Source organism: Neorhizobium sp. T7_12, from assembly GCF_002968535.1.
In the GTDB taxonomy this organism is placed as follows: Bacteria; Pseudomonadota; Alphaproteobacteria; order Rhizobiales; family Rhizobiaceae; genus Neorhizobium; species Neorhizobium tomejilense.
The window spans coordinates 89334-114013 of the sequence record NZ_PVBK01000017.1; the positions used below are offsets into that span (position 1 = coordinate 89334).

The following is a 24680-nucleotide window of genomic DNA, read 5'->3' on the forward strand; positions in this document are numbered from 1 at the left end:
GGGAGCTTATTGCTCGCCGAGCTTCATTTCGGGGTCATATTCCTTGCCGTGAACGGTTTTCGTCACCGCCTGGCCGCACTGCATCTCGCCGGTCGTGGCGTTGAAGGCATAGGTGGGCGAGCCGGAAAGTTCCCACCCCTTGTTCAGCGCCGCCGTCACCTTGTGGCAGAAGGAGGAATCGTCGGGGCCGCTGAGGAAGCGATACAGTTTCATGGCGTTCTCTTTCTTGCAGCAATGATCCGGGCCGTGGCGGCAAGTCTTTCGGCCTCCGCCAGATGCAGCCTTTCGACCATCTTGCCGTTCAGGTTGATGATGTTGAGATGTTGCGCTCCCGGTTCCGCAAAGGCGGCGATCACCGCTTCCGCCTCTTCCACGGCCCGTGGATCCGGCCCGAAATGCCGGTTGGCGGGTTCGATCTGGGCCGGATGGATCAGCATCTTGCCGGAAAAACCCATGGCGCGGCCCTGGGCACATTCCGCTTCGAAGGCTTTCGCATCGCTGAAGTCGTTAAAGACGCTGTCGATCACATCGATGCCATGGGCGCGGCCGGCGAGCACGATCTGCATCAGCCAGGGCACCAGATAGGCGCGGCCCAGCTGCGGCAGCACGCCTGTTTCCTTGCGCAGGTCGTTGAGGCCGACCACGAAACACTGGAGCCGCTCGTCGACAGGGGCAATCGCCGGCGCATTCAGGACGCCCTTCGGCGTTTCGATCATCGCCCAGATGGCGAGATCGTCCGGAGCACCGGCTTCGGACAGGATATCCGCCACCGCCTGGACCTGCGACATATGCTCGACCTTCGGGATCAGCACGATGTCCGGAGAGACTTCGGTCACGAGATCCATGTCCGCCTTGCCGAACTCGGTTTCGAGCGGGTTGATGCGGATGATCGTTTCCCTGCCCTTGAGCGGATTTTCCGTAAACAGCCGGCGCAGGTTCTCGCGGGCTTCCGCCTTCTTTTCCGGCGCGACGGAATCTTCGAGGTCGAAGATCGCCGCGTCGCAATCGAGGCCATGCACCTTTTCCAATGCCCTCGTGTTTCCGGCCGGCACGCTCAGAATCGACCGGCGAGTATGAAAGGAGGCGGATTTGATATCGGTCAAGGCGATCATCGGCGCTTTGTGCCAATCTTTTTGGTCTGCGGCAATACTGCATGCCCAAAGCCCCTTGCAAGAAAGGGCGCAAGGCTCCACATTCTTTGGTGAGAAAGGTATATACCATGCAAAATATTCGCGTCTTCTTCGTCATCATATCGGCCATCGCCGTGCTCGCCATGGCAGCACTTCTGACGGCTTCGCTGACCGTCGCCTTTGCCGGCATTCTCGCAGTTCTGTCCATCGGGCGTGCGCTTTCGGCGCGGCTGAAGCCGGTTCCCGTTCGGGCCAAGACAAGCAAGCGCGAGATGCGCGTCTGGAACGACGGCCGCGGCACGATCATCGACCTTTGATCGTTCTAAGCGCTGACTGAGACGAATACGCCGGTTTCCGGCGTGTTGGCGTACCGGTTCACGCCAAACAGGCCTTCAAATCTGCGTCGATTTGCTTTATGGCAGCTTCCGCAGATAAGTCCACCTGGAGGCAGATCATGGAAAAGTTCACCAAGCTCACCGGCGTTGCGGCGCCGCTTCCGGTCATCAATATCGACACGGACATGATCATTCCGAAGGATTACCTCAAGACCATCAAGCGTACCGGTCTTGGCAAGGGTCTCTTCTCGGAAGCCCGCTACAAGGACGACGGTTCTGAAAATCCCGATTTCGTGCTGAACAAGCCGGCCTATCGCAACGCCAAGATCCTGGTCGCCGGTGACAATTTCGGCTGCGGTTCCTCGCGCGAACACGCGCCGTGGGCGCTTCTCGATTTCGGCATCCGCTGCGTCATCTCGACGAGCTTCGCCGACATTTTCTACAATAACTGTTTCAAGAACGGCATCCTGCCGATCGTCGTTTCCCCGGAAGATCTTGAAAAGCTGATGGACGATGCCGAGCGCGGCTCGAACGCCATCCTCTCGATCGATCTGGAAGCCCAGGAAATCACCGGCCCGGATGGCGGCTCCATCCATTTCGACATCGATCCCGGCCGCCGCCACATCATGCTCGAAGGCCTCGACGACATTGCCTCGACGCTGAAGAGCGATGCGGCGATCAGCACTTTCGAGAACAACAACCGAGCCGCTCGCCCCTGGCTCTGATTTCCGGAGCATCCTGATGGTCAAGCGGATTTCCTCCGGATCGCCCTTCGAAGCACGGATCGGCTATTCGCGCGCCGTGGTGGACCGCGACATGGTCTATGTCTCCGGTACCACCGGCTACGACTATGCCAGGATGGAAATGCCCGAAGACGCTGCCGCCCAGACGCGCAACACGCTCGGCACGATCGAAAAAGCGCTGAAAGAGGCCGGCAGCGGCCTCCAGGATATCGTCCGGGTGCGCTACTACCTCACCGACATGGCCGATTACGATGCCATCGTGCAGGTTCTCGGCGAGACCTTCTCCGAGATCCGGCCTGCGGCCACCATGGTCGTGTGCGGCCTCACCACGCCAGAAATGAAGATCGAGATCGAGGTGACCGCCCGCATCGGCGCCGGCAGTCCCTGAAACCTTTCCAGCCTCGTCCTTTGGCAGGCTCGGACGAGGTTATGCCAGGCGCGGAGAACCCGCGCGGGAGGACGCGAGCCTGCGAAACCCGCAAGGACACCAAACGATATGGCAAAGAACCTCTTCCTCCTTCCCGGCGACGGCATCGGCCCCGAGGCCATGGGTGAAGTCCGCAAGATCATCGCCCACATGAACAGCGCCATGAAGGCCGATTTCGTCCTCGACGAAGGACTGGTCGGCGGCTGCGCTTATGATGCCCATGGCGCCGCCATTTCCGAAGAGGATATGAGCAAGGCCATGAATGCGGATGCCGTTCTTTTCGGCGCTGTCGGCGGCCCGAAATGGGACCAGGTTCCTTATGAAGTGCGCCCGGAAGCAGGCCTCCTGCGGCTGCGCAAGGACATGGAACTGTTTGCCAACCTGCGTCCGGCCATCTGCTATCCGGCGCTTGCCTCGGCCTCCTCCCTGAAGCCGGAACTGGTCGAAGGCCTCGACATCCTGATCGTCCGCGAATTGACCGGCGGCGTCTATTTCGGCGAGCCGAAGGAAATCGTCGACCTCGGCAACGGCCAGAAGCGCGGCATCGATACCCAGGTCTACGATACCTATGAGATCGAGCGTATCGCAGGCGTCGCCTTCGAGCTTGCCCGTACCCGCAAGAACACCGTCTGCTCGATGGAAAAGCGCAACGTCATGAAGTCGGGCGTGCTCTGGAACCAGGTGGTCACCGAGACGCACAAGGCGAAATATTCCGACGTCAAGCTCGACCACATGCTGGCCGATGCCGGCGGCATGCAGCTGGTCCGCGCTCCGAAACAGTTCGACGTGATCGTTACCGACAACCTGTTCGGCGACATGCTCTCCGACGTCGCGGCCATGCTGACCGGCTCGCTCGGCATGCTGCCGTCCGCATCGCTCGGCGCACCCGACGCCAAGACCGGCAAGCGCAAGGCGCTTTACGAGCCGGTCCACGGTTCGGCGCCAGACATCGCCGGCACCGGCGTTGCCAACCCGATCGCCATGATCGCCTCGTTTGCGATGTGCCTGCGTTACTCGTTCAACATGGTCACGGAAGCCGACAATCTCGAAAAGGCGATTGCCAACGTGCTCGATCAGGGCATCCGCACCGGCGACATCATGGCCGAAGGCGCCCGCAAGGTCGGCACCGCCGAGATGGGCGATGCGATCCTCAAGGAATTCGTAAGCCTCTCCGCCTGATACACCGATCGAGGTGCCTTTCCGTCGCGGCGGAAAGGCATCTCGACATTGCGCTCGGCATCCCGCTACCCATATTGCGGAATCTATGGGAAGAAGCGGCGCGGGATCGGTCCCGCGCCACGGAAGAGGCCGATGAAACGAACAATCGAAAAACTGAAACATCGGCGGTATCGCCATCCATCCGGACCACCGTCGCCGCGATGGCTTTCCTACGCGCTGGTCACGGTCAACCTGATCCTGATCGCCTTTTTCCTGCTCGATGCTCCGGTTGGCTCCTATGCCGCCCATACGCCCAACGTGCTGCTGCCGATCGGCAAGGCGATTACCGATTTCGGCACGTCCGGCTGGATCCTTTTTGCGGCAGCACTCCTCTTCTTCGAAGCGCTCGCCGTTATCCGGCTCGCACCCGGCCTGAAAGCCCGCTTCCAGGCAATGCTGGTCAGCCATGTTGCGGCTTACATCTTTGTGGCCGTTGCCGGCTCTGGCCTTCTCGTCAACCTGGTGAAGCGCATCATCGGCCGCGCCCGCCCGGTTCTTTACGAGCAATGGAGCTTTTACGGGCTCAGCCCCTTTTCCGGCTCCCGGTTCGAAAGCTTTCCTTCCGGTCACGCAACTACGGTCGGGGCATTCCTGATGGCGCTGGCGCTGCTCGCTCCGCGCTACCGCCTGTTCTTTCTGATCATGAGCTTCTGGCTCGGTTTTTCGCGCGTCATTGTCGCGGCGCATTATCCGAGCGACGTGATTGCCGGTCTCTCCTTCGGCGCCTGGTTCTCGGTCATCATGGCGATCGTGTTTTCCCGCTACGGGCTGCTCTTCCGTCAGGAGCCTGACGGTTGGCCGGTTCCGCGCCGGCCCATTCCTCTCCTCTTGCGCCCCAATCGGGCGACATTGCCATTCCCGCTCCGCGGCATTCCGCCGAAGCGGAGAGACTAAATACTCAAGGCGTGTCGCGCAAAACGGCAAGGATTCCGGAGCATCATTAAGCCGAAGCGTAGGTGCCGGATCAAAGATACCGGCTCGAATTCCATAAGAACCTTCAAAAGCATAAGGGCCCGGCACATTGTACCAGGCCCCTTTTTTATCTGCTGATCTTGCCTCAGTGAGCGAGATCGACGTCCCGTTTCTCGCGGACGAACAGCACGCCGATTACGACCGTCAAAAGTGCGAAGATGACGGGATACCAGAGTCCTGCGAAAATATCGCCGGTGGAGGCGACGATGGCGAAGGAGGTGGCCGGCAGGAGGCCGCCGAACCAGCCGTTACCGATGTGGTAGGGCAGGGACATGGCCGTATAGCGAATGCGGGTCGGGAAGAACTCGACCAGGGCAGCAGCGATCGGGCCGTATACGATGGTGACGTAGATCACCATGATCGTCAGGATCGCGATGACCGTCAACGACTGACCGTTAGCCAAGGCGGAGAAAAAGCCGCTGACCTTGACCTTGCCCGGATCGTTTGCCGCCGGATAACCAGCCGCAACCATAGCCGGGCCGAGCGCTGCATTGAAGGCTGGGGCATCGGTGAAGGATATCGGCGCTCCGCCATTGACGACGAGTTGGGCCGGAGAGCCCGCAGGCGCGTCCACCAGCGTGTAGCGGAAAGCCTGAGTTGACATGGTGCGGCGCATCACATCGCAAGGCGTCGTGAAGGTGCGGATGCCGACCGGGTCGAACAGGGAACCGCAGGTGGCGGGATCGGCCCTGACTTCAGCCTTCACGGCTTCGATCGCCTTGGAATAGGTCGGGTTGGCCGCCGTTGTCAGGGCGCTGAACAGAGGGAAGTAAGTTACTGCCGCGAGAAGGCAGCCCGCCAGGATCACCGGCTTCCTTCCGATCCGGTCAGAAAGAGAGCCAAACACCAGGAAGAAGGGTGTTGCGATAATCAACGCCCAGGCGATCAGCACGTTGGCTGTCAGAAGGTCGATCTTCAGCACAGTCTGCAGGAAGAACAGGGCGTAGAACTGTCCCGTATACCAGACGACCGCCTGGCCGACCACGAGGCCGAACAACGCGATCAGCACGATCTTGCCATTCCCCCAGTTACCGAAAGCTTCCGACAGCGGGGCCTTGGACTGGGTGCCCTCTTCCTTCATCTTTTTGAAGAGCGGTGATTCGTTCATCTGCAAGCGAATGTAGATCGATATGATGAGCAGGATGATCGACAGAAGGAAGGGAATGCGCCATCCACCCTGAAGCCCGAAGAGAATCGGCTGCGAGGTCGCGAAGGCTTCCTCGCCCATGTTGAGGCGCAAGGTCACGATCACGAACAGCGACAGGAGCAGACCCATGGTGGCCGTGGTCTGGATCCAGGCGGTATAGAAACCTCGCCGGTTCCGCGGCGAATGCTCGGCAACATAAACCACCGCGCCCCCATATTCACCGCCGAGCGCCAGGCCTTGAGCCATGCGTAGCGCCACGAGAATGATGGGCGCAGCAACACCAATCTGGTCATAGCTTGGCAGAAGACCGACCGCAAAGGTCGACAGGCCCATGATCAGGATGGTGAGAAGGAACGTGTATTTGCGGCCGACGAGATCGCCAAGACGACCGAAAACCAGAGCGCCGAAGGGGCGGACAAGGAAGCCGGCGGCAAAGGTCAGCAGGGCGAAAATCGCCTGCGTTGCCGGCGGGAACTGCGAGAAGAACTGCTTGCCGATGATCGCGGCCAGCGTTCCGTAGAGATAGAAATCGTACCATTCAAAAACGGTGCCGAGCGAGGAAGCGATGATCACCTTCCTCTCCTCGGCCGTCATCGGCTTCGTTCTGGCGTCGACCGCCGTTGCGACATTTGCCATTGTCGTCCTCCCAACAAGTGAAACTGAGGCGCCGGACTTCCCTGTCTTTTCCCTCCTGAACAAGGACGTGGCGACGCATTGTCGCAGATTGCCAGAATTCAAGGGCTAAAGAGAGCGATGCTTTGGGATTATGACTTTCGTCTAATATCGCGCCTGCCGTGCACAGCGGATGCTGCGGCGCGGCATAATGGCAATGCGGTGCATCACCTGCGTCAGCCATCGCTTGACTCGTTGCGAAAATCTTTTAAACAGCTTCGCGAACGGGAAGACACCCACATGCGCGCCTGCGAATTTCATATCGCTGCTTCCGCACTGCCGGCCATCCAGGCTGCGCAGCGGGCGTGTTTTGCCGCTTTCTCCAAAACCAAGGCCAAAACGACGACGAAAACCGTCTGACGTCTCTGGCCGCCGCTCTCTCCCCGGATGGTCGGGGACAAGGAATTCCGCGAATTGATCGCGGCTTCCCCCTCACCAGATCGAGGAGAGACAGAAAGAGGGCACAAAATGGGTTTCAAGATCGCAGTCGCCGGTGCAACCGGCAATGTCGGCAGGGAAATGCTGACGATCCTTTCCGAACGCGGCTTCCCGGTCGACGAAGTCGTGGCGCTGGCATCCGCCCGTAGCCAGGGAACCGAAGTTTCGTTCGGCGACCGGACGCTGAAGGTTTCCAACCTGGAAAACTACGATTTTTCCGACACCGATATCTGCCTGATGTCGGCAGGAGGCGAGGTTTCCAAGAAGTGGTCGCCGAAGATCGGCGCCCAGGGCTGCGTCGTCATCGACAACTCGTCCGCCTGGCGTTACGACCAGGACGTTCCGCTGATCGTTCCGGAAGTGAACCCTGACGCGATCTCCGGCTTTACCAAGCGCAACATCATCGCCAATCCGAATTGCTCGACCGCCCAGCTCGTCGTTGCCCTGAAGCCGCTGCACGATTTCGCCAAGATCAAGCGCGTCGTCGTCTCGACCTACCAGTCGGTCTCCGGCGCCGGCAAGGAAGGCATGGACGAGCTCTTCACCCAGACCCGCGCCGTCTTCGTCGCCGATCCGGTCGAATCCAAGAAGTTCACCAAGCGCATCGCCTTCAACGTCATCCCGCATATCGATAGCTTCATGGAAGACGGCTATACGAAGGAAGAGTGGAAGGTTCTCGCCGAAACCAAGAAGATGCTCGACCCGAAGATCAAGGTGACCTGCACCGCCGTGCGCGTTCCGGTCTTCATCGGCCATTCGGAATCGGTCAACATCGAGTTCGAAAACGAGATCAGCGCGGACCAGGCCCGCGATATCCTGCGCGAAGCTCCGGGCTGCCTCGTCATCGACAAGCATGAGAACGGCGGCTACATCACCCCTTACGAATGCGCCGGCGAGGATGCCACCTACATTTCCCGTATCCGTGAGGATGCGACGGTGGAAAACGGCCTCAATATCTGGGTCGTTTCCGACAACCTGCGCAAGGGTGCCGCGCTCAACGCCATCCAGATCGCCGAATTGCTGGTCAATCGCGGCCTGATCAAGCCGCGCAAGGCTGCTGCCTGATAAATAATAAATTTATTAAGCATGTTCCGATAGAAACCCCGGCAGAAATGGCGGGGTTTTTCTTTCGAATCACCCATATCACGAACTATTCATGAACGGGTGAGTTGCGATTGTTTGCAACCGCCGCCATAAGGCCGAAACAATGCACATTATCCGGACGCTTCCGACTTAGGCGATCCGGCTCCTGGGGACGGGTTTGACCGCATGAAGAAGATTTTGCTGGCAGGATTGATCGCAACCGGTTTCATGACCGCTAGTCCGGCGCTTGCCGCACTCCAATGCGGCAACGATTCATCCGGCTTCGCCCGCTGGGTCGAAGAGTTCAAGCGGGTTGCCCCTTCGAGCGGCATCAACCCCTCCGTCGTCGAGAAGGCCTTCTCGAACGTCTCCTACAACCGTCCGACCATCAGCGCCGATCGCGGCCAGAAAAGCTTCAAGCTCTCCTTCGAAGACTTCATGAAGAAACGCGGCGGGGCCGCCATCATCTCCCGCGGCAAGGGCATGAAATCCGGCAACGCTTCGCTGTTTGCGCAGATCGAACGCCGCTACGGCGTGCCGGCTGGCCCGATCATCGCCATCTGGGGCATGGAAACCGGTTTCGGCAGCTTCATGGGTGATCAGCACACGCTTTCCGCCGTTGCGACGCTCGCTTACGATTGCCGCCGCTCCGCCTATTTCACCGAGCAGCTTTATGCGGCCCTTCAGCTCGTCGGCCGTGGCGATCTGAGCATCACCGCCCGCGGTGCTGCTCATGGCGAGATCGGCCAGACCCAGTTCCTGCCGCTGAACGTCGTCCGCTATGGCGCCGACGGCGACGGCGATGGCCATATCGACATGGTCCGCTCGCGTGCCGACGCGCTCGCCTCGACCGCCAACTTCCTGAAGGGCCACGGCTGGAGGCCAGGTGCCGGTTATCAGCCGGGCGAGCCGAACTTCGGCGCTATCCAGGGCTGGAACGCCGCGAGCGTCTACCAGAAGGCGATCGCCTATATGGGCGCGCAGATCGACGGCCAATAAACCTGCCGGCTATCAAGCTTCGCTTCACCTGAAAAACTCAGGCCGACGCCTGTTCGGCCTGCTCCGGCGGTTCGGTGAGGTCCGGGCGAACAAAATCGCCCTTGGCGTCCATGATCCAGAGCTCGCCGGTCGAAATGTCGAACCAGGCGCCGTGAATGCCGAGTTTCCCCTCTTCGCCGAGTTTGCGAACAAAGGGAAACGTCTGCAGATTGGCGATCGAATTGCGGATCGAGACCCGCTCCAGCGCCGTCTGGCGTTCGGCCTGCGTCATGAACTCGTTGTTCTGGATCTGCTCGGCGGCGGGCTTCACCAGCCCCATCCACTTGCCGATGAAGTCGCCCGGCGACAACGGCTCCATGGCAGGATCGAGAGCTGCCCGGATGCCGCCGCAACGGCCATGGCCCATCACCACGATATTGTCGATCTCCAGCACCTGAACGGCATATTCGAGCGCTGCCGAGGTGGCGTGAAACTGGCTGTCGGGCTCGTAGGGCGGCACCATGTTGGCAACGTTGCGCACGACAAAAAGTTCGCCCGGCCCGCAATCGAAAATGGTCTCCGGCGCAGAACGGGAGTCACAACAGGCAATCAGCAGCGTGTGGGGCTTCTGCCCGCTATCCGCCAGCACCCGGTAACGCTCGCGTTCGTCACTATAGCGACCGCTCATGAAATTGCGGTAGCCCGCCAGAAGTCTGTCAGGAAAATCCGTCATGGAGCAACGATTATAGCGCCGTCGAGCGAAGATCAACGGCCATTGTGCATCTGCGAACTTCCGATGCCGATTACCGCTTGATCCGCTGCAAGGGATGCACGAGCCGGCGCATCTGAACCATCGCCATGGGAGTGGAAAGGCTCGACGCGTCCGTCTCCAGCGTCAGTTCGTCGCCGCCGCGCTTGGCGGTGCGCGCAAGGACTTCGAAAACGCTCGCCGTTGCCAGCTGCAGCGCCTTTTCCTCCTCCATGCCGGCCAGGATGCGCCCGAGGAAGAGCGCTCCCAGGAGGTCGCCGAGCCCGTTCGGGGGATTGTCGATCAGCCGGTGTTCGGCAAGCAGCGCATGTTTGCCCGTCAGGTAGAGATTGCCTGTACCACCCGCCATCATCGGCACGGCCGAGGTCACCAGGATGCGCGGCGGCCCGAGCGCGATTGCGGCATCCATGATATCGTTGTTGGTTTCGAGCGGTGCGCCGGAAAGCCAGGCGAGTTCGTAGCGGTTCGGGGTGGCGATCGTCGCCAGCGGAATGAGTTCGTCACGGATCGCTTCCGCCGTCGGCTGCGGAATGTAGAGCCCGCCGAGATCGCCCATGACAGGATCGCAGACATAGAGAAGGCCCGGGTTTTTCTCCTTCAGCGCCCTTATCAGCCGCGCCACCGAACGCGGCTGGGCGGCATTGCCGAAATAGCCGGTCAGCACCGCCTTCACTTCTCCGAGCCATGGCGCGCGAATAAGATCGTCTATAGCCTTGTCGAAATCTGATTCGGGAAAGGTCAGCCGTGTAGAAGGCCCATGACCGGGATGCCAGGGGAGGACGACGGTCGGCATTGCCCAGACGGGAAATCCCAGCGTCTCGAGCGCGAAGACGGCGGCGCGATTGCCGACCGAGCCGCGCACGACATGACTGGAGATGACGAGGACGGCACTGCTGGTATCCTGCATGAGATTGCTTTCCGGCTACGATGGCCCTGTTGATCGTTTCTTCGTCGCCGCATGTCAACAAGCCTTCACGGAACAATGAAACGTGTAGTGCCGACGGACATGGATCAGCCACGTTGCTGCACGATGACACACATCTAATTTATTCCGTCCGGGGACGGAAAAAGGGGAGAGGGACATGGCCGTCAGGCAGAATCCGAAACGGGAAAAACAGATCGAAAGCGCGCGCAAGATCGTCGCTGCGAGCAAGGGGCCGCATCTCGACCCGCTTATCCTGTTCGCCCGGGCCAGCACTGACGACATCGAAAGCTATACGCCGGAAATGCTGGCGCTTTCCGCCAATCATGCAGCCGAGCGGCTGATGGCCTGGACGCGGATCCGGGCCGACATCACGGTCGAACCGATCGCCGGTGTCGAGCCGGACGGTATTCCGGTCTCGGTGCTGACCGTCGTCGACCGCAACATGCCCTTCCTGTTCGACTCGGTCATGGGCGAGGTGACCGCCACCCACCGCGACCTCACCATGGCGGTTCATCCGATCCTGGTCGTTGAGCCGGGCAAGGAACCGGCGCTCCGCTCCAATGAGCAGCCCAGCAACCCGGCTCATCATGTGAGCCTCATCCAGATCCATCTTTCGCCGCTCAACGAGGAACAGGCGGCTTCGCTCACCGAGCGCATCCGCTACATCCTCGACCAGGTTCATCTGTCGATCACCGACTGGGGCTCCATGCTGGAAGTCCTCGACGGCGCCGCCAAGCAACTCAACAATTCGACAAGCCGCCGCAAGGCCGATCGCGACGAGGCGCTGGCCTTCCTGGACTGGCTGCGCGACGACAACTTCACCTTCCTCGGCATGCGCGAATACGTCTATTCCGGCAAGGGCACTGAGGCCAAGGTTGAACGCGGCAAGGGCCGCGGTCTCGGCATCCTCTCCGATCCGGATGTGCTGGTGCTGCGCCAGGGCAAGGACGCGGTGACGACCACGCCGGAAATCCTTGAGTTCCTTGACGGGCCCGATTTCCTGATCGTCACCAAGGCCAATGTGAAATCGGTGGTGCACCGCCGCGCCTATATGGATTATGTCGGCGTCAAGCGTTTTGACGAAAAGGGCGAAGTGGTCGGCGAACTGCGCGTCGTCGGCCTTTTCACGGCAACCGCCTATACCCACTCCGTGCGCGACATCCCTCTCCTGCGCGCCAAGACCGGCCGGGTGGAGGAGCAGTTCGGCTTCGATCCTGACAGCCATTCCGGCCGCATGCTGGAAAACACGCTCGAATCCTATCCGCGTGACGACCTCTTCCAGATCGATGTCGATCTGCTGGCCCGCTTCTGCGAGCAGATCATGGAACTGAGCGAGCGTCCGCGCGTCCGGGTCCTGCCGCGCATCGACCATTTTGACCGTTTCGTCTCGGTGATCGTCTATGTGCCTCGCGAGGACTACAATTCGCTGGTTCGCGAGAAGGTCGGCGACTACCTGACCAAGGTCTATGACGGCCACGTCTCCGCCTATTACCCGGCTTTCCCGGAAGGCGGCGTCGCCCGCGTCCACATGATTATCGGCCGGCGCGGCGGCAAGACGCCGAGGATCGCGCAGGGCAAGCTCGAGGAAGCGATCCGGCTCATCGCCACCCCCTGGGAGGACCGCTTCGCAGCGCTTGCGGAGGAGGGACCGCGGCTCACCGTCACCCAGGCCTTCCAGGAAGCCTTTTCGCCCGAGGAAACCTTCGCCGACCTGCCGGACATCGCCGCCTGTGCAGCCGGCGAAACGATCCGCATCGCCTTCTATCGCCGCCCCGGCGACGCCGCCAACACCGTGTCGCTGAAGATCTTCCACAAGGACCGGCACCTGTCGCTCTCCCGCCGCGTGCCGCTTCTCGAAAACCTTGGCTTCCACGCCGTCAGCGAGCAGACGTTCGAGATCGAGGTCGGTCCGGAAAACGACCGCAAGCTGATCGTCCTCCACGACATGGAACTGCAGCTCGGCGACGGGCGCGAGGTCGACCTGTCCCGCGAAGGCCTGGCTCTGGAAGAGGCCTTCCTCTCCGCCTTCGAAGGCCTGATCGACAATGACACCTTCAACCGGCTGGTTCTGCTGGCCGGCCTGTCCGCCCGCGAAGTCACGGTGCTGCGCGCATATTCCCGTTATCTGCGCCAGACCGGCATCGTTTACTCGCAGGCCTATATCGCCGACACCCTGGTGAAATACCCGGCCATATCCGCCGCCATCTTCCGCCTCTTCCGCGACGGCTTCGACCCGAAGATCACTGAGAAGGCCCGCGTCAAGAAACTCACCGACCATCACGCCGAAATCGAAGAAGCGCTCGGCAACGTGCCCAATCTCGACGAGGACCGCACGCTTCGCCGTTTCGTCAATGCGGTCGATGCCACGCTCCGGACCAACTACTTCCAGCGCGATGCCAATGGCGCCCCGCACCGGATGTTCGCCTTCAAGCTCGATCCGAAGCTGCTGGACGGCCTGCCGGAACCCCGACCCTTCCGCGAAATCTTCGTCTACGGCACCGAGGTCGAAGGCGTGCACCTGCGCTTCGGCAAGGTTGCGCGCGGCGGCCTGCGCTGGTCGGACCGCGGCGAGGACTATCGGACGGAAATCCTCGGCCTCGTGAAGGCGCAGCAGGTCAAGAACGCCGTGATCGTGCCGGTCGGCGCCAAGGGCGGCTTCTTCCCGAAAATGCTGCCGCCGGCGAGCTCCCGCGACGCATTCTTCAATGCCGGCCGAGAAGCCTACAAGACCTTCATCCGCACCCTCCTGTCGATCACCGACAATATCGTCGGCGCCGACATCGTCGGGCCGCCGGACACGATCCGCCTCGATGGCGACGACCCCTATTTCGTGGTTGCCGCCGACAAGGGTACGGCGACCTTCTCCGACACCGCCAACGGCCTGGCGCAGGAAGCCGGCTTCTGGCTGGACGATGCCTTCGCCTCCGGCGGTTCGGTCGGTTACGACCACAAGAAGATGGGCATCACCGCTCGCGGCGCCTGGGAAGCCGTGAAACGGCATTTCCGCGAGAAGGATATCGACATCCAGACGACGCCGTTCACAGTCGCCGGCGTCGGCGACATGTCCGGCGACGTCTTCGGCAACGGCATGCTGCTGTCGCGCAAGATCCGCCTCATCGCGGCCTTCGACCATCGCGATATCGTCATCGATCCGGATCCGGATCTCGAAAAGTCCTTCGCCGAGCGCGAACGCATGTTCGCCCTGCCCCGGTCGAGCTGGCAGGATTACGACAAATCAACCCTTTCCGAAGGGGCGATGGTCATTTCCCGCTCGGAGAAGTCGGTAAAGCTCACCAGGCAGACCGCTGCCGCAATCGGTATCGACAAGACGACGGCGACGCCCTTCGAGATCATGACCGCGATCCTGAAGAGCCCGGTCGACCTCCTCTGGTTCGGCGGCATCGGCACCTATATCAAGGCAACCTCCGAAACCGATGCGGAAGTCGGCGACCGCGCCAATGATCCCATCCGCATCACCGCGGCCGAGGTGCGCGCCAGCGTCATCGGCGAAGGCGCCAATCTCGGCATGACCCAGAAGGGCCGCATCGCCTATTCGCTGAATGGCGGGCGCTGCAATTCCGATGCGATCGACAATTCCGCCGGCGTCAACTGCTCCGACGTCGAGGTCAATATCAAGATCGCCCTCAATTCGGCCATGCAGGATGGGCGGCTTGCCCGCGACAAACGGAACCAGCTTCTCGCCTCGATGACCGAAGAAGTCGGCCATCTCGTGCTGCGCAACAACTATCTGCAGCCGCTGTCGATCTCGCTGACCGAACGCAAGGGTACCGGCAACCGCGAAGAACTTTCACGGCTGATGTCCGTGCTGGAATCGCAAGGCCAGCTCAATCGCAAGGTCGAAACTCTGCCCGATGATGCGGAGCTTGCGGAGCGTTATTCCTCCGGCAGACCGCTGACCCGGCCAGAAATCGGCGTGTTGCTCTCCTATTCGAAGATCGTTCTCTTCGATGCCCTGCTCGACAGCAGCCTGCCGGACGACCCCTATTTCTCGGCCGTCCTGAAGGCCTATTTCCCGGCCAAGATGCAGAAGGCTTACGCGGCGGACATCCAGTCCCACCGCCTGCATCGCGAAATCGTCGCCACCACGCTCGCCAACGAGGCGATCAACCGCGGCGGCCCGGGTTTTGTGCAGCAGATGAGCGATATGACCGGCGCTACGGCAGCAAATGTCGTCAAGGCTGCCTTCCTTGCCCGCGACGGCTTCGAACTTCCCAAGCTCTGGGCCGAGATCGATGCGCTGGATGGAAAAATCCCCGGCCAGCTGCAGAACGATCTCTACGCCCGCACCACCGAGACCTTCGCGGAAGCAACCCGCCTCATCCTGCAGACGCAGGTCGGCACCGGCGACATGGACGGCGCGATGAGCCGGCTCAAGGCCGCGATCAAAGGGCTGCGCTCCTCACTGGCGGGCGGAGATTTCGTGGAAACCGCAGCCCGCGCCTCGGAACTCGAAGCGCAGGGCATACCGGCATCGCTTGCCCGTGAAATCCTGTTGCTGTCGACGCTGGTCCTGGTGCCGGAGATCATGCTGATCGCCGACCGCACCGGTGAAACCATGGCGCGCGCCACCGAGAGCTATTTCACTGTTACCGAAACCTTCCGCATCAACCGGCTGATCGGCGCAGGCGAACGTATCAGCACTTCGGAACACTACGAGAGCCTGGCGCTCTCCCGTAGCCTGCAGCAGCTCGCCTCGGCGCGCCGCGACATCGTCATCGCCGCGATGACTGCCCATCCGAAGGAGAAGAAGCCTTTGGAAGCCTGGGTCGGCGGCGACCGGGTGCGGGTGAACCGCATCGGCGCCGAACTGGTGACCTTGAGCGAAAGCGGCGAGTTGACGCTTCCGAAGATCACCGTCGCGGCCGGTCTCCTGAGCGATCTTGCGCATGGTCGGGCGATGTAGGACAACGGATAGAACTGGCTGATCCGGGGGAAAAATGGCCGTTACTGATGTGGACGAAGCGCCGGCAAAAGCGAGCCGGCGCGGCATCTGGGGCTGGATGTTCTTCGACTGGGCGGCCCAGCCGTTCTTCACCGTCGTCACCACCTTCATCTTCGGCCCCTATTTCGTCTCCCGGCTGACCGAGGACCCGGTCTCGGCGCAGGCGGCGTGGAGCAACATGGCGACGGTCTCGTCGCTGGTCATCGCCGTCTTCTCCCCCATCCTCGGCTCGATCGCCGACCAGGCCGGCCCCCGCAAACCGTGGATCGCCTTTTTTGCGATGATCAAGATCGCCTGTGTCTCGGCCCTCTGGTTCGCAGAGCCCGGTTCTCCGATCATCTGGCCGATGATCTTCATGATCTTCGCATCGATCGCCGCGGAGTTCTCAACCGTCTTCAATGATTCGATGATGCCGCGGCTGGTCTCCAAGGCGGATGTCGGGCGGATCTCCAACGTCGCCTGGGGGCTTGGTTATCTCGGCGGCATGATCGTGCTGATCGCCGTCGTGGCGCTGCTTGCCGCCAATCCCGAAAGCGGCAAAACGCTGATCGGCATCCCTCCGCTTTTTGGCCTCGACCCGCATCTCGGCGAGGACGCGCGGATCACCGGTCCGATCTCCGCCCTCTGGTATTTCCTGTTCATCCTGCCGATGTTCTTCTTCACGCCGGACGCCAAAAAGGGCCTGCCGCTCGCCGCGGCGGTCCGCTCCGGTATAAGGGAACTTGGCGGCACGCTGCGGGACCTGAGGCAGCGTACAGGTATCGCGAAATTCCTGGTCGCCCGCATGCTCTACCAGGACGGCGTCAACGGCCTGCTGATCCTCGGCGGCACGTTTGCGGCCGGGATGTTCGGCTGGGCGACGATCGAGATCGGCATCTACGGCATCATCCTGAATGTCGTGGCGATTTTCGGCTGCATCGTCGCCGGGTGGCTCGACCGCCTGCTCGGCTCGAAGATCGTCGTGATCATCAGCCTCGTCCTGTTGCTGGTGGCAACCCTCGGCATCATTTCCACCGGCCCCGGCTTCGTCTTTTTCGGCCTTCTGCCTCTTTCGGCAGAGGATAGCGGCGGCCTGTTCGGCACCGCGGCGGAAAAAGCCTATATCCTGTTCGGATTGCTGATCGGCATCGCCTTCGGCCCCGTCCAGGCCTCGTCCAGATCCTATCTCGCCCGCAGCGTCAGCCTTTCCGAGACCGGCCGATATTTCGGCATCTACGCGCTCTCCGGCCGGGCGACGAGCTTCCTCGCCACGCTGTTCTTCTCACTCATGACCTATGCCAGCGGCTCCGCCCGGCTCGGCATGGCGACGCTGCTGATCTTCCTCGTGGCAGGGTTGCTGCTGCTGCTTGCGACGCCGTATCCGGCAAACAGGTCTTCGAAATAAGCGGGATCGGCGCTGCTTGCGGGGGAGATGGCGGCAGGGCGGATAGGTGTCCCACGGCACACCCCCAAGAAAATTTCATCCCCGCATTTCCCCGCCCTCTTGATCCATGCCTACAATCCCCTCGCTTCCGTCGCCGGAGTGTTTCGCGAGACGTTCGCGGGCAGGCGGAGGCCGGCGCCCTGATTGGACCTGTAACGTGCAGGAAAGGTCAGGGAGGTGAAAGCCATGGAGTGCGCGTCGAAAGGCAAGCCTTCCTATCAAGCCTCCCCCGGACAGCCATGTCCGGTTCGGTTGAGCCGTGCAAGTGGCAAGGTTTCCCGAAAGGAGATCGCAAATAAAGCCACGCAGCGAGGCGAGATGATCACCTGTAGGGGCCGGAAGCCCCGAGAAGACGCCGAAGGCCACGCGAATGCGGAGCCATACTATTATTTTACTATGAGGTTCCGCATTCGTGTGGGCTCTCCGATCTTTGAAAACCACGGCAGGAGACTGCGCGGGGGCTCCGGAGTGTTGGCCGAGGGGCCGGAAATCGATGACGTCGATTTCAGCGAACCGACCGCGTATCCCGCGAAGGCAATCGAGTGTGCCTGAAAGCCTCTCAATGCCGGAAATGCCGCATTCCGGTAAACACCATCGCCACGCCATGCTCGTCGGCAGCAGCGATCACCTCGTCGTCGCGCATCGAGCCGCCCGGCTGGATGACCGCCGTGGCACCGGCGGCAATGGCCGAAAGCAGGCCGTCCGCGAACGGGAAGAACGCTTCCGAGGCGACCGCGGAACCCTTGGTCATCGGCTCGGCCCAGCCCATGGCCCTGGCCGCCTCTTCCGCCTTGATGCCGGCAATGCGGGCGGAATCGATGCGGCTCATCTGGCCGGCGCCGATACCGGCCGTCTGGCCGTTCTTGGCGTAGACGACCGCATTCGACTTCACGTGCTTGGCGACCTTGAAGGCGAACTTCATGTCTTCGAGTTCGGTCGGCGTCGGCGCGCGTTTTGTGACGACGCGCAGGTCGATGTCCTCGACCATGCCGTTGTCGCGGGTCTGGACCAGTAGGCCGCCCGAAACGGTCTTCGCCGTCAGGCCGCGCGAACGCGGGTCCGGCAAGCCGCCGGTGACCAGCAGGCGCAGGTTCTTCTTGGCAGCGATGATCGCCTGGGCCTCGTCGGAAACCGCCGGCGCAATGATCACTTCCGTGAACAACTTGACGATCTCTTCGGCCGTCTCCGCGTCGAGAAGCTGATTGACCGCAATGATGCCACCGAAGGCCGAGGTGGAATCGCAGGCGAGCGCCCTGAGATAAGCGTCTTTGAGGCTCGGACCGGTCGCCACACCGCAAGGGTTGGCATGCTTGATGATCGCGCAGGCCGGCGCCTTTTCCGGCGAGAATTCGGCGATCAGCTCGAAGGCGCCGTCCGTATCGTTGATATTGTTGTAGGAAAGCTGCTTGCCCTGAAGCAGTTTTGCGGTCGCCACGCCCGGGCGGTTTTCGCCGGTCACGTAGAAGCCGGCGCTCTGGTGCGGGTTCTCGCCGTAGCGCATCTCTTCTTTCAGCACGCCGCCGATCGTCCGGTAGCGCGGGATTTCAATGTCGAGCGCTTCCGCAAACCAGTTCGAGATCGCCGTGTCATAGGCGGCCGTGCGGGCATAGGCCTTGGCGGCGAGCTTCTGGCGGAAGGCATAGACGGTCTGCCCGTCATTCGAGCGCAGCGCCTCGATCAGTGCCGGATAGTCGGAAGGATCGGTGACGGTGGTCACATAGGCATGGTTCTTGGCGGACGCGCGGATCATCGCCGGCCCGCCGATATCGATATTCTCGACCGTCGTCGGATAGTCGCCGCCGGCGGCGCGCACTTCCTCGAACGGGTAGAGGTTGATGACGGCAAGATCGATGCCTTCGATATCGTGTTCCTTCATCGCGGCGACATGTTCCGCGTCGTCGCGGATCGCCAGCAGGCCGCCGTGCACGGTCGGGTGCAGCGTCTTCACCCGCCCGTCCATGATTTCCGGAAAACCGGTGACTTCCGACACGTCGGTCACGGCAAGGCCCGCGGCGGCGATCGCCTTGTGCGTACCGCCCGTCGACAGCAGCTTCACGCCCCGCTCGGTGAGGGCCTTGGCAAGCTCGATGATACCGGTCTTGTCGGAGACCGAGAGCAGCGCGGTGCGGATCCTGATGCGGTCGGGAGCGGGGATTTTCTTGGAAACGACGGCCATCGGTCTCTCCTGGAAAGGCGCCGCGGTACCCGGCGCGAAGGTAAGATGGCCGCCCGTTAGCACAGCTTGGCGGAAGAAGAAACGGCCTATTCGCCGCGTCTCAGCATCCAGCGTATTTCCGAAGTCTCCGGCGGAGAAAACTCGATGACGAGCTGCTGGCTCGGCCGCACGCCGGAGACGTCGGCAAAGAAGATGTCCTCGTCGATCATCACCTGCAGCCCCGGTGCCGCAAAGATCCAGGTCTCTCCATCCGGCGCACGCATACTGACGCTCTCCTCGTCCCGGCGCGACAGCGTGATGACCGGATGGATGTGGAAACGCGCCACCGCCAGGAACGGCCCGCTTTCGGCCACCTCGCCCTCCGGCAGGAAGAGCCTATCGTGGCCCTTGATCTTGTTGCCCTTCACATTGAGGCCGATCTCGCGTTCGTGGAAATAACCGAACTGGTGGACGTAGCCGTCGTGGCTGGCCCGCAGCCAGTCATTGCCATGCAAGTCGTCCCAGCGCTCGACCTCCACTTCCGACACGCCGCCGAGCAGCATCGAGCCTGCGAACCGGGACCGGATGATGCGGCTGGACGACGTTTCGTTCAGCGTCACCGTCGAATGGGCGGGCGTCGAGCGTGCCATGTGCCGGTAGTTCCGCCCTGCATATTTCGGCGAACCGCAATTGACGATGAAGCGGTGCCGGCCGGCCGACATCTCGAAGGACAGGCAGCCCGCATGCGCCCCACGAGAAAGCCCTGGAGAGAGCGGGCGGCCGGTATCGACGATCAGCGTCGTGCCGTCCGCCGAGAGGCGATGATAGTTCATGTGCGGCAGCGCCTTGAACGGCTTGCCGGCTGTCTCGTCATAACGCAGCACCGACATCAGCTCGCTCGCGGGCGTCGAGCTCGCGCCGTTGAACAGCGCCAGATCCCCATCCTGATGCCGGAAGAAGCGGAGCGCCGGATACATGCGATCGATCGTCGGAATGAGTTTTTGCGGCAGGTCATGGCCAAGATTGATATAGGTCTGACGAAGCGGCAGGAGATCGATCAGCAGGTCGAGCACCGCACGCGGATTGCGCGACACATGCCCGCCATCGGCAAGGATCTGACGTTCAAGCTCCCGATCCAGGCGCCTACCCTCGCGCCTGATATAGGCGGCCCGTGTCGGCATCGAGATCGAGGCCATGGCAAGCGCGATCCTGAGCCTCAGCCGCGTATCGCCCTCCGGCGTGCAGCCGGCTATCTTCCTCAGATACCGGACCTGATAGGCGAGGCTTTTCATGAAGCGGCGGTAGAAGCCGGCTTCTGCGCCCTGCAGCACGACGGTGGAATGCGAAAGCCAGGCGATCACCCGCTCCGCTGCGACATGCGCTTCCCACGCAATGCCCTGCGGCCGTCGACCATAAAGCGCGATCCAGTCCGCGACCACCTGTCGGGCGCTGGCACAGGCAGCTTCCGTCTTGTTGGTGCGGATATGGCGGAGCCAGGCAAAAGAATGCAGCCGCTCTGCCGCGGCTCGCGACGGCAGCTCGACGGAGAACGGCGATTGACCGTAGGTTTCGAGGATCCGCCCCGCGAGCGGGAACCGCCCTTCCAGGATTTCCTCCGCCACGAACGGATCGAGCGCCCTCAGATCAGTCGGCGCGACGATCAGCCGATCCGGCACCTGCATGGAAAACGAGGTCGCGGCCAGGCGGAATCCGGCGGAACGCCGGCAAAGGCGTCGCCAGATTTCCCGCAAGCCGAAGGACATCAGCCTTCGGCGATCCGCGAGCCGCATCTTCAATCTGGAATACTCCGCAGGAATCAGCCTCCGCCCCGCCGGCGGGAATCAACTATTAGATTGTTCGAAAGTATCAGTCCGTATGGTGAAGAAAACCTTACCGCACCTGAAGGACGCTCGCGAAGAAGCCATCCATGCCGCCAACAAAATTTTCGCTGGCGGGCAGCATGGCCGGCGTGGTGCGGAATTCGCCGAGCGGCGAGATCGCCCCCTCCAGTCCCGGCCAGTCCTCAGGGTTGACGGCCACGCGTTTCAATTCGGGATGGTCCTTGAGCACGCGCACGACCAGTTCCTCCCCCTCCAGCGAATCGAGCGAGCAGTTGGAGAAAACGATAATGCCGCCCGGTTTCACCAGCGTGACGGCGTGCCGCAGCATCTTTTCCTGCAGAGCGGCGAGCTTCGTCACATCCTCCGGTCCCTTGGTCCAGAACACATCCGGATGCCGGCGCGTCGTGCCGGTCGAGGAACAGGGCGCATCGAGCAGCACGCCATCAAGCGGTTCCGCCGGCTTGAAATCGAAAAGGTCGCCGCCGACCAGTTCCGCCTCGTAACCGAGCCGCCCGAGGTTTTCTTTCAGCCGTGCCAGCCGGTTGCCGGATTGCTCGACTGCGATCACCTCGGCACCGGCCGCGATCAGCTGTGCCGTCTTGCCGCCGGGAGCGGCGCAGAGGTCGGCGACCTTCTTGCCCTTCAGGTCGCCGAACAGCTTTGCGGGAATGCTGGCGGCGACATCCTGCACCCACCAGACACCTTCATCGAACCCTTCGAGCGCGGAAACCGCGCCATCGAAGGCCGCAAGGCGGATGCTGCCGGTCGGCAGAACCGTGCCGCCGAGCTTTTCGGCCCAGGCTGCGGGATCGGATTTGACCGTCAGGTCGATGGCAGCCGGAACGAGCTGAGCTTCGGCGATACGATCCGCCTCCACCTCGCCATAGAGGGCGACCAGGCGCTTGCGGAACCAGGCCGGCACCGGGGAAATGGTGGCGGTCGCAGCAAGGATATCGTCCTTTTCCCGGTCCAGCCGGCGCAGGACCGCATTCACCAGCTTGGCGAAACGGCGGTTGCGCGGGTCGCGATTGGCCTGTTCGACCGCGAGGTCGACCGCGGCATGCGGCGGCACGTCGAGATGCAGGATCTGTGCGGCAGCAATCACCAGCACGTGGTGAAGCGCCCGAGCGCCCTCCGGCAGCGGCGTGTCGATCAGCGAAGCGATCGCCGCCTCGATGCGCGGCAGATGGCGTAGCGCGGTGTTGAGGATGGCGCGCGTCAGCGCCCGATCGGCATCGCTGAGCGCCCTATAGGCCGGATTGCCATGGACGAGGTCGAGCATGCCGTCGAGCGAAATCTTTCGGTCGACGACGGCCGCCAGAAGTTTTGCGGCGGTGACCCGAACCTCGAGGCCTGCCTTGAAGGGACCGCTTTCCTGCTGCGAGTGTGCCGGCTTCCTGCGCTGTTCCGCTGGTTTTCCCGATGGCTTGTATGACTTCTTGTTTTTCTTGGCTTCGTTCAAGACCAGGGACCTTTGCGCGGTTCATTCGAGCCGCGACGACCCCAACCGGTATTCGGAACGGAGCGCGCGGTGCGCTGCGGTCTATCAGCCTGGAACCCGGCCGTCGAGGCACTGGCCCGAGAACCACCGGGGAACTGGCCGGCCATCTGCTGCAGCGCGGCGATCCGGTTGCCGGTGTCCGGGTGGGTCGAGAACAGGTTGTCCATGCGCTCGCCCGACAGCGGGTTGATGATGAACATATGCGCCGTGGCCGGGTTGCGCTCGGCCTCGTAGTTAGGGATCTGATGCGCCGCACCGGCGATCTTGCCAAGTGCGGAAGCGAGCCACAACGGGTTGCCGCAGATCTCTGCACCGCGACGGTCGGCCGAATATTCGCGTGTCCGGCTGATCGCCATCTGCACCAGCATCGCCGCGAACGGAGCGACGATCATCGCCACCAGCACGCCGACGAAACCGAGCGGATTGTTGTTTTCGCGGTTGCCGCCGAAGAAGAAGGCGAAATTGCCGAGCATCGAGATCGCGCCGGCAAGCGTCGCGGTGATCGTCATCGTCAGCGTATCGCGGTTCTGGATATGCGCGAGTTCATGCGCCATCACGCCCGCCACTTCCTCATGCGTCAGCCGCTGCATCAGCCCGGTGGAAGCCGCGACCGCGGCGTTCTGCGGGTTGCGGCCGGTCGCAAAGGCATTCGGCTGCGGATTGTCGTAGACATAGACTTTCGGCATCGGCAGGCCGGCATTGGCCGAAAGATCGCGGATCATGTTGTAGAATTCCGGCGCGCTGCGCGCATCGACCTCCTGCGCATGATAGGCCGACAGAACCATCTTGTCGGAATTCCAGTAGGAAAACAGGTTCATCCCGGCAGCGATCACCAACGCGATCATCATGCCGCCCGTGCCGCCGATCAGAAAGCCGATCCCCATGAAGAGGGCCGTCATGAAGGCCAGAAGCATGGCGGTGCGCATTACATTCATCGTCATCTCTCCCGTTGCCGATATCGTCCCAGGGCGGTTAAAGGGTTTTCCACTGGGCCCGAACGCCCTATGATGTGGTCAATTCGACCAGAATTTTCAATAATCCACCCGGCGAAGCCCACGATGCAAAGCGCAGATAACGACAATTCAGAAATCGTACCGGAAGAAGGTGCGCCCAAGAAGCCACTTTCCCCAGCCGCCGAGCGCGCGCTCAAGGAAGCCGAGGAACGCCGCCAGGTGGCCGCCAAGGCCGAAACGCCGCAAGAATTCGGCGGCCGCGGCGGTGCCGACCCCGCCCGCTTCGGTGACTGGGAGATCAACGGCCGGGCGATCGATTTCTAAGCAAATATTCCTATTGACTTCGCTAATGGATCGGAATTTATTCCTCTTCATGATCAAGTCGCTTCTGATTCTCACTGGCATCGTCGCGGTGTTCGCCACCAAAGCGGAAGCGCGTGACGAGATTTCCGGGCCGGTGGCAGCCGAAATCCTGCGGGTCATCGACGGCGATACGCTTCTGGTCGAAGCGCAGCCCTGGCCACAGCAGAAGATGGAAGTTTATGTGCGTATTCGGGGCATCGATGCGCCGGAACTGAAATCGAAATGCGAGCGGCTTCGTGAGGCGGGCATCGACGCCCAACGGGCGCTCGAAGCGCTGACCGCCCAATCACGCAAGATTCAGCTCACCCATATTTCCGGCGACAAATATTTCGGCCGCATTGTCGCGGACGTGGTGCTCTCCGATGGCCGCAGCGCCGGCGGCGACCTGCTGCTCGCTGGCCTCGTGCAGACCTATGATGGCGGACGCAAGCCGCGCGAGACCTGCGACCTCAACTGAAAAGGCCGCCCAGTTTCCCGAGCGGCCTTTGGGTTCGATCAGCCCGCCTTGTTCTGGCGGTTGGCGATCAGGTCGTCGACCACGCCGGGATCGGCAAGCGTCGAGATATCCCCGAGCGCGCCGAAGTCGTCCTCTGCGATCTTGCGCAGGATGCGGCGCATGATCTTGCCGGAGCGGGTTTTCGGCA

At 62.0% G+C, this 24680-nt stretch carries 21 protein-coding genes; 12 read left to right on the plus strand and 9 right to left on the minus strand.

Translation table 11 applies throughout. The features are described from left to right. Positions 1-6: 6 nt before the first annotated feature. Both C5J26_RS26110 and C5J26_RS26115 read right to left on the minus strand, forming a co-directional pair. On the minus strand, positions 7-213 hold the full coding sequence (locus tag C5J26_RS26110) for a DUF1737 domain-containing protein (RefSeq protein WP_007764402.1): 207 nt from the start codon (positions 211-213) through the stop codon (positions 7-9). Further along, a complete protein-coding gene (locus C5J26_RS26115; protein WP_105404423.1) occupies positions 210-1112 on the minus strand; it encodes a CoA ester lyase in 903 nt (300 codons plus the stop codon). Before C5J26_RS26115 ends, C5J26_RS26110 begins: the two co-directional genes overlap by 4 nt. A gap of 107 nt (positions 1113-1219) precedes the next feature. Between C5J26_RS26115 and C5J26_RS26120 the strand changes: the two genes are divergently transcribed. From C5J26_RS26120 to lpxE, 5 genes are all read left to right on the plus strand, one after another. Next, the gene (locus tag C5J26_RS26120) at positions 1220-1447 is read left to right on the plus strand and encodes a hypothetical protein (protein WP_105404424.1); all 228 of its coding nucleotides are present in this window, start codon (positions 1220-1222) and stop codon (positions 1445-1447) included. A 137-nt stretch (positions 1448-1584) separates the two neighbouring features. Further along, entirely contained in the window at positions 1585-2190 is a 606-nt protein-coding gene (leuD, locus tag C5J26_RS26125) for a 3-isopropylmalate dehydratase small subunit (protein WP_046634664.1), read from the plus strand. Positions 2191-2206: 16 nt separating this feature from the next. Beyond that, positions 2207-2596, plus strand: a complete 390-nt coding sequence (locus C5J26_RS26130) for a RidA family protein (protein WP_046636724.1) — start codon at positions 2207-2209, stop codon at positions 2594-2596. A 108-nt stretch (positions 2597-2704) separates the two neighbouring features. Further along, the gene (leuB, locus tag C5J26_RS26135; RefSeq protein WP_105404425.1) at positions 2705-3814 is read left to right on the plus strand and encodes a 3-isopropylmalate dehydrogenase; all 1110 of its coding nucleotides are present in this window, start codon (positions 2705-2707) and stop codon (positions 3812-3814) included. Between the two features lie 132 nt (positions 3815-3946). Further along, positions 3947-4747: a lipid A 1-phosphatase LpxE gene (gene lpxE, locus C5J26_RS26140; RefSeq protein WP_105404426.1), complete on the plus strand. Its 801-nt coding sequence runs from the start codon at positions 3947-3949 to the stop codon at positions 4745-4747. A 163-nt stretch (positions 4748-4910) separates the two neighbouring features. On the opposite strand, the gene C5J26_RS26145 is transcribed toward lpxE, so the two are convergent. After that, positions 4911-6608 carry an MFS transporter gene (locus C5J26_RS26145; protein ID WP_105404427.1) on the minus strand — a complete coding sequence of 566 codons (1698 nt, stop codon included), beginning with the start codon at positions 6606-6608 and terminating at the stop codon, positions 4911-4913. Between the two features lie 78 nt (positions 6609-6686). Here C5J26_RS26145 and C5J26_RS32880 point away from each other — a divergent pair, with 78 nt between their 5' ends. From C5J26_RS32880 to C5J26_RS26155, 3 genes are all read left to right on the plus strand, one after another. Beyond that, positions 6687-7004 (plus strand): hypothetical protein, encoded by a 318-nt coding sequence (locus C5J26_RS32880; RefSeq protein ID WP_172746076.1) that lies wholly within the window; start codon positions 6687-6689, stop codon positions 7002-7004. 108 nt (positions 7005-7112) lie between these two features. Continuing rightward, the gene (locus tag C5J26_RS26150; RefSeq protein ID WP_046636720.1) at positions 7113-8147 is read left to right on the plus strand and encodes an aspartate-semialdehyde dehydrogenase; all 1035 of its coding nucleotides are present in this window, start codon (positions 7113-7115) and stop codon (positions 8145-8147) included. A gap of 204 nt (positions 8148-8351) precedes the next feature. Then, entirely contained in the window at positions 8352-9164 is an 813-nt protein-coding gene (locus C5J26_RS26155; RefSeq protein ID WP_105404428.1) for a lytic transglycosylase domain-containing protein, read from the plus strand. 37 nt (positions 9165-9201) lie between these two features. On the opposite strand, the gene C5J26_RS26160 is transcribed toward C5J26_RS26155, so the two are convergent. Both C5J26_RS26160 and pdxY read right to left on the minus strand, forming a co-directional pair. After that, positions 9202-9876, minus strand: coding sequence for a carbonic anhydrase (locus tag C5J26_RS26160; RefSeq protein ID WP_105404429.1), 675 nt, complete (start codon positions 9874-9876; stop codon positions 9202-9204). A 70-nt stretch (positions 9877-9946) separates the two neighbouring features. Next, entirely contained in the window at positions 9947-10819 is an 873-nt protein-coding gene (pdxY, locus tag C5J26_RS26165; RefSeq protein WP_037086250.1) for a pyridoxal kinase PdxY, read from the minus strand. Between the two features lie 175 nt (positions 10820-10994). Here pdxY and C5J26_RS26170 point away from each other — a divergent pair, with 175 nt between their 5' ends. Together C5J26_RS26170 and C5J26_RS26175 are read left to right on the plus strand one after the other, a co-directional pair. Then, positions 10995-15761, plus strand: coding sequence for an NAD-glutamate dehydrogenase (locus tag C5J26_RS26170; protein WP_105404430.1), 4767 nt, complete (start codon positions 10995-10997; stop codon positions 15759-15761). 34 nt (positions 15762-15795) lie between these two features. Further along, on the plus strand, positions 15796-17184 hold the full coding sequence (locus tag C5J26_RS26175; protein WP_105404431.1) for an MFS transporter: 1389 nt from the start codon (positions 15796-15798) through the stop codon (positions 17182-17184). Between the two features lie 598 nt (positions 17185-17782). Here C5J26_RS26175 and purH read toward each other — a convergent pair. From purH to htpX, 4 genes are all read right to left on the minus strand, one after another. Further along, positions 17783-19399, minus strand: coding sequence for a bifunctional phosphoribosylaminoimidazolecarboxamide formyltransferase/IMP cyclohydrolase (gene purH, locus C5J26_RS26185; protein WP_105404433.1), 1617 nt, complete (start codon positions 19397-19399; stop codon positions 17783-17785). A gap of 86 nt (positions 19400-19485) precedes the next feature. Continuing rightward, entirely contained in the window at positions 19486-21168 is a 1683-nt protein-coding gene (locus tag C5J26_RS26190; protein WP_105404434.1) for a heparinase II/III family protein, read from the minus strand. A gap of 100 nt (positions 21169-21268) precedes the next feature. Next, entirely contained in the window at positions 21269-22681 is a 1413-nt protein-coding gene (locus tag C5J26_RS26195; protein WP_105404435.1) for an RsmB/NOP family class I SAM-dependent RNA methyltransferase, read from the minus strand. Beyond that, complete coding sequence (htpX, locus tag C5J26_RS26200; protein WP_105404436.1) at positions 22678-23655, minus strand: zinc metalloprotease HtpX; 978 nt, start codon at positions 23653-23655, stop codon at positions 22678-22680. Before htpX ends, C5J26_RS26195 begins: the two co-directional genes overlap by 4 nt. 123 nt (positions 23656-23778) lie before the next feature. On the opposite strand from htpX, the gene C5J26_RS26205 reads away from it, so the two are divergent. Next, positions 23779-23997 carry a DUF1674 domain-containing protein gene (locus C5J26_RS26205; protein WP_105404437.1) on the plus strand — a complete coding sequence of 73 codons (219 nt, stop codon included), beginning with the start codon at positions 23779-23781 and terminating at the stop codon, positions 23995-23997. 49 nt (positions 23998-24046) lie between these two features. Further along, positions 24047-24493, plus strand: coding sequence for a thermonuclease family protein (locus C5J26_RS26210; protein ID WP_105404440.1), 447 nt, complete (start codon positions 24047-24049; stop codon positions 24491-24493). Positions 24494-24680 lie beyond the last annotated feature (187 nt).

What these genes read in the sequence shown, in the direction of transcription:
- C5J26_RS26110 (WP_007764402.1), bottom strand. Translation starts at nt 213, where the DNA reads ATGAAACTGTATCGCTTCCTCAGCGGCCCCGACGATTCCTCCTTCTGC.
- C5J26_RS26115 (WP_105404423.1), bottom strand. Translation starts at nt 1,112, where the DNA reads ATGATCGCCTTGACCGATATCAAATCCGCCTCCTTTCATACTCGCCGG.
- C5J26_RS26120 (WP_105404424.1), top strand. Translation starts at nt 1,220, where the DNA reads ATGCAAAATATTCGCGTCTTCTTCGTCATCATATCGGCCATCGCCGTG.
- leuD (WP_046634664.1), top strand. Translation starts at nt 1,585, where the DNA reads ATGGAAAAGTTCACCAAGCTCACCGGCGTTGCGGCGCCGCTTCCGGTC.
- C5J26_RS26130 (WP_046636724.1), top strand. Translation starts at nt 2,207, where the DNA reads ATGGTCAAGCGGATTTCCTCCGGATCGCCCTTCGAAGCACGGATCGGC.
- leuB (WP_105404425.1), top strand. Translation starts at nt 2,705, where the DNA reads ATGGCAAAGAACCTCTTCCTCCTTCCCGGCGACGGCATCGGCCCCGAG.
- lpxE (WP_105404426.1), top strand. Translation starts at nt 3,947, where the DNA reads ATGAAACGAACAATCGAAAAACTGAAACATCGGCGGTATCGCCATCCA.
- C5J26_RS26145 (WP_105404427.1), bottom strand. Translation starts at nt 6,608, where the DNA reads ATGGCAAATGTCGCAACGGCGGTCGACGCCAGAACGAAGCCGATGACG.
- C5J26_RS26150 (WP_046636720.1), top strand. Translation starts at nt 7,113, where the DNA reads ATGGGTTTCAAGATCGCAGTCGCCGGTGCAACCGGCAATGTCGGCAGG.
- C5J26_RS26155 (WP_105404428.1), top strand. Translation starts at nt 8,352, where the DNA reads ATGAAGAAGATTTTGCTGGCAGGATTGATCGCAACCGGTTTCATGACC.
- C5J26_RS26160 (WP_105404429.1), bottom strand. Translation starts at nt 9,876, where the DNA reads ATGACGGATTTTCCTGACAGACTTCTGGCGGGCTACCGCAATTTCATG.
- pdxY (WP_037086250.1), bottom strand. Translation starts at nt 10,819, where the DNA reads ATGCAGGATACCAGCAGTGCCGTCCTCGTCATCTCCAGTCATGTCGTG.
- C5J26_RS26170 (WP_105404430.1), top strand. Translation starts at nt 10,995, where the DNA reads ATGGCCGTCAGGCAGAATCCGAAACGGGAAAAACAGATCGAAAGCGCG.
- C5J26_RS26175 (WP_105404431.1), top strand. Translation starts at nt 15,796, where the DNA reads ATGGCCGTTACTGATGTGGACGAAGCGCCGGCAAAAGCGAGCCGGCGC.
- purH (WP_105404433.1), bottom strand. Translation starts at nt 19,399, where the DNA reads ATGGCCGTCGTTTCCAAGAAAATCCCCGCTCCCGACCGCATCAGGATC.
- C5J26_RS26190 (WP_105404434.1), bottom strand. Translation starts at nt 21,168, where the DNA reads ATGCGGCTCGCGGATCGCCGAAGGCTGATGTCCTTCGGCTTGCGGGAA.
- htpX (WP_105404436.1), bottom strand. Translation starts at nt 23,655, where the DNA reads ATGAATGTAATGCGCACCGCCATGCTTCTGGCCTTCATGACGGCCCTC.
- C5J26_RS26205 (WP_105404437.1), top strand. Translation starts at nt 23,779, where the DNA reads ATGCAAAGCGCAGATAACGACAATTCAGAAATCGTACCGGAAGAAGGT.
- C5J26_RS26210 (WP_105404440.1), top strand. Translation starts at nt 24,047, where the DNA reads ATGATCAAGTCGCTTCTGATTCTCACTGGCATCGTCGCGGTGTTCGCC.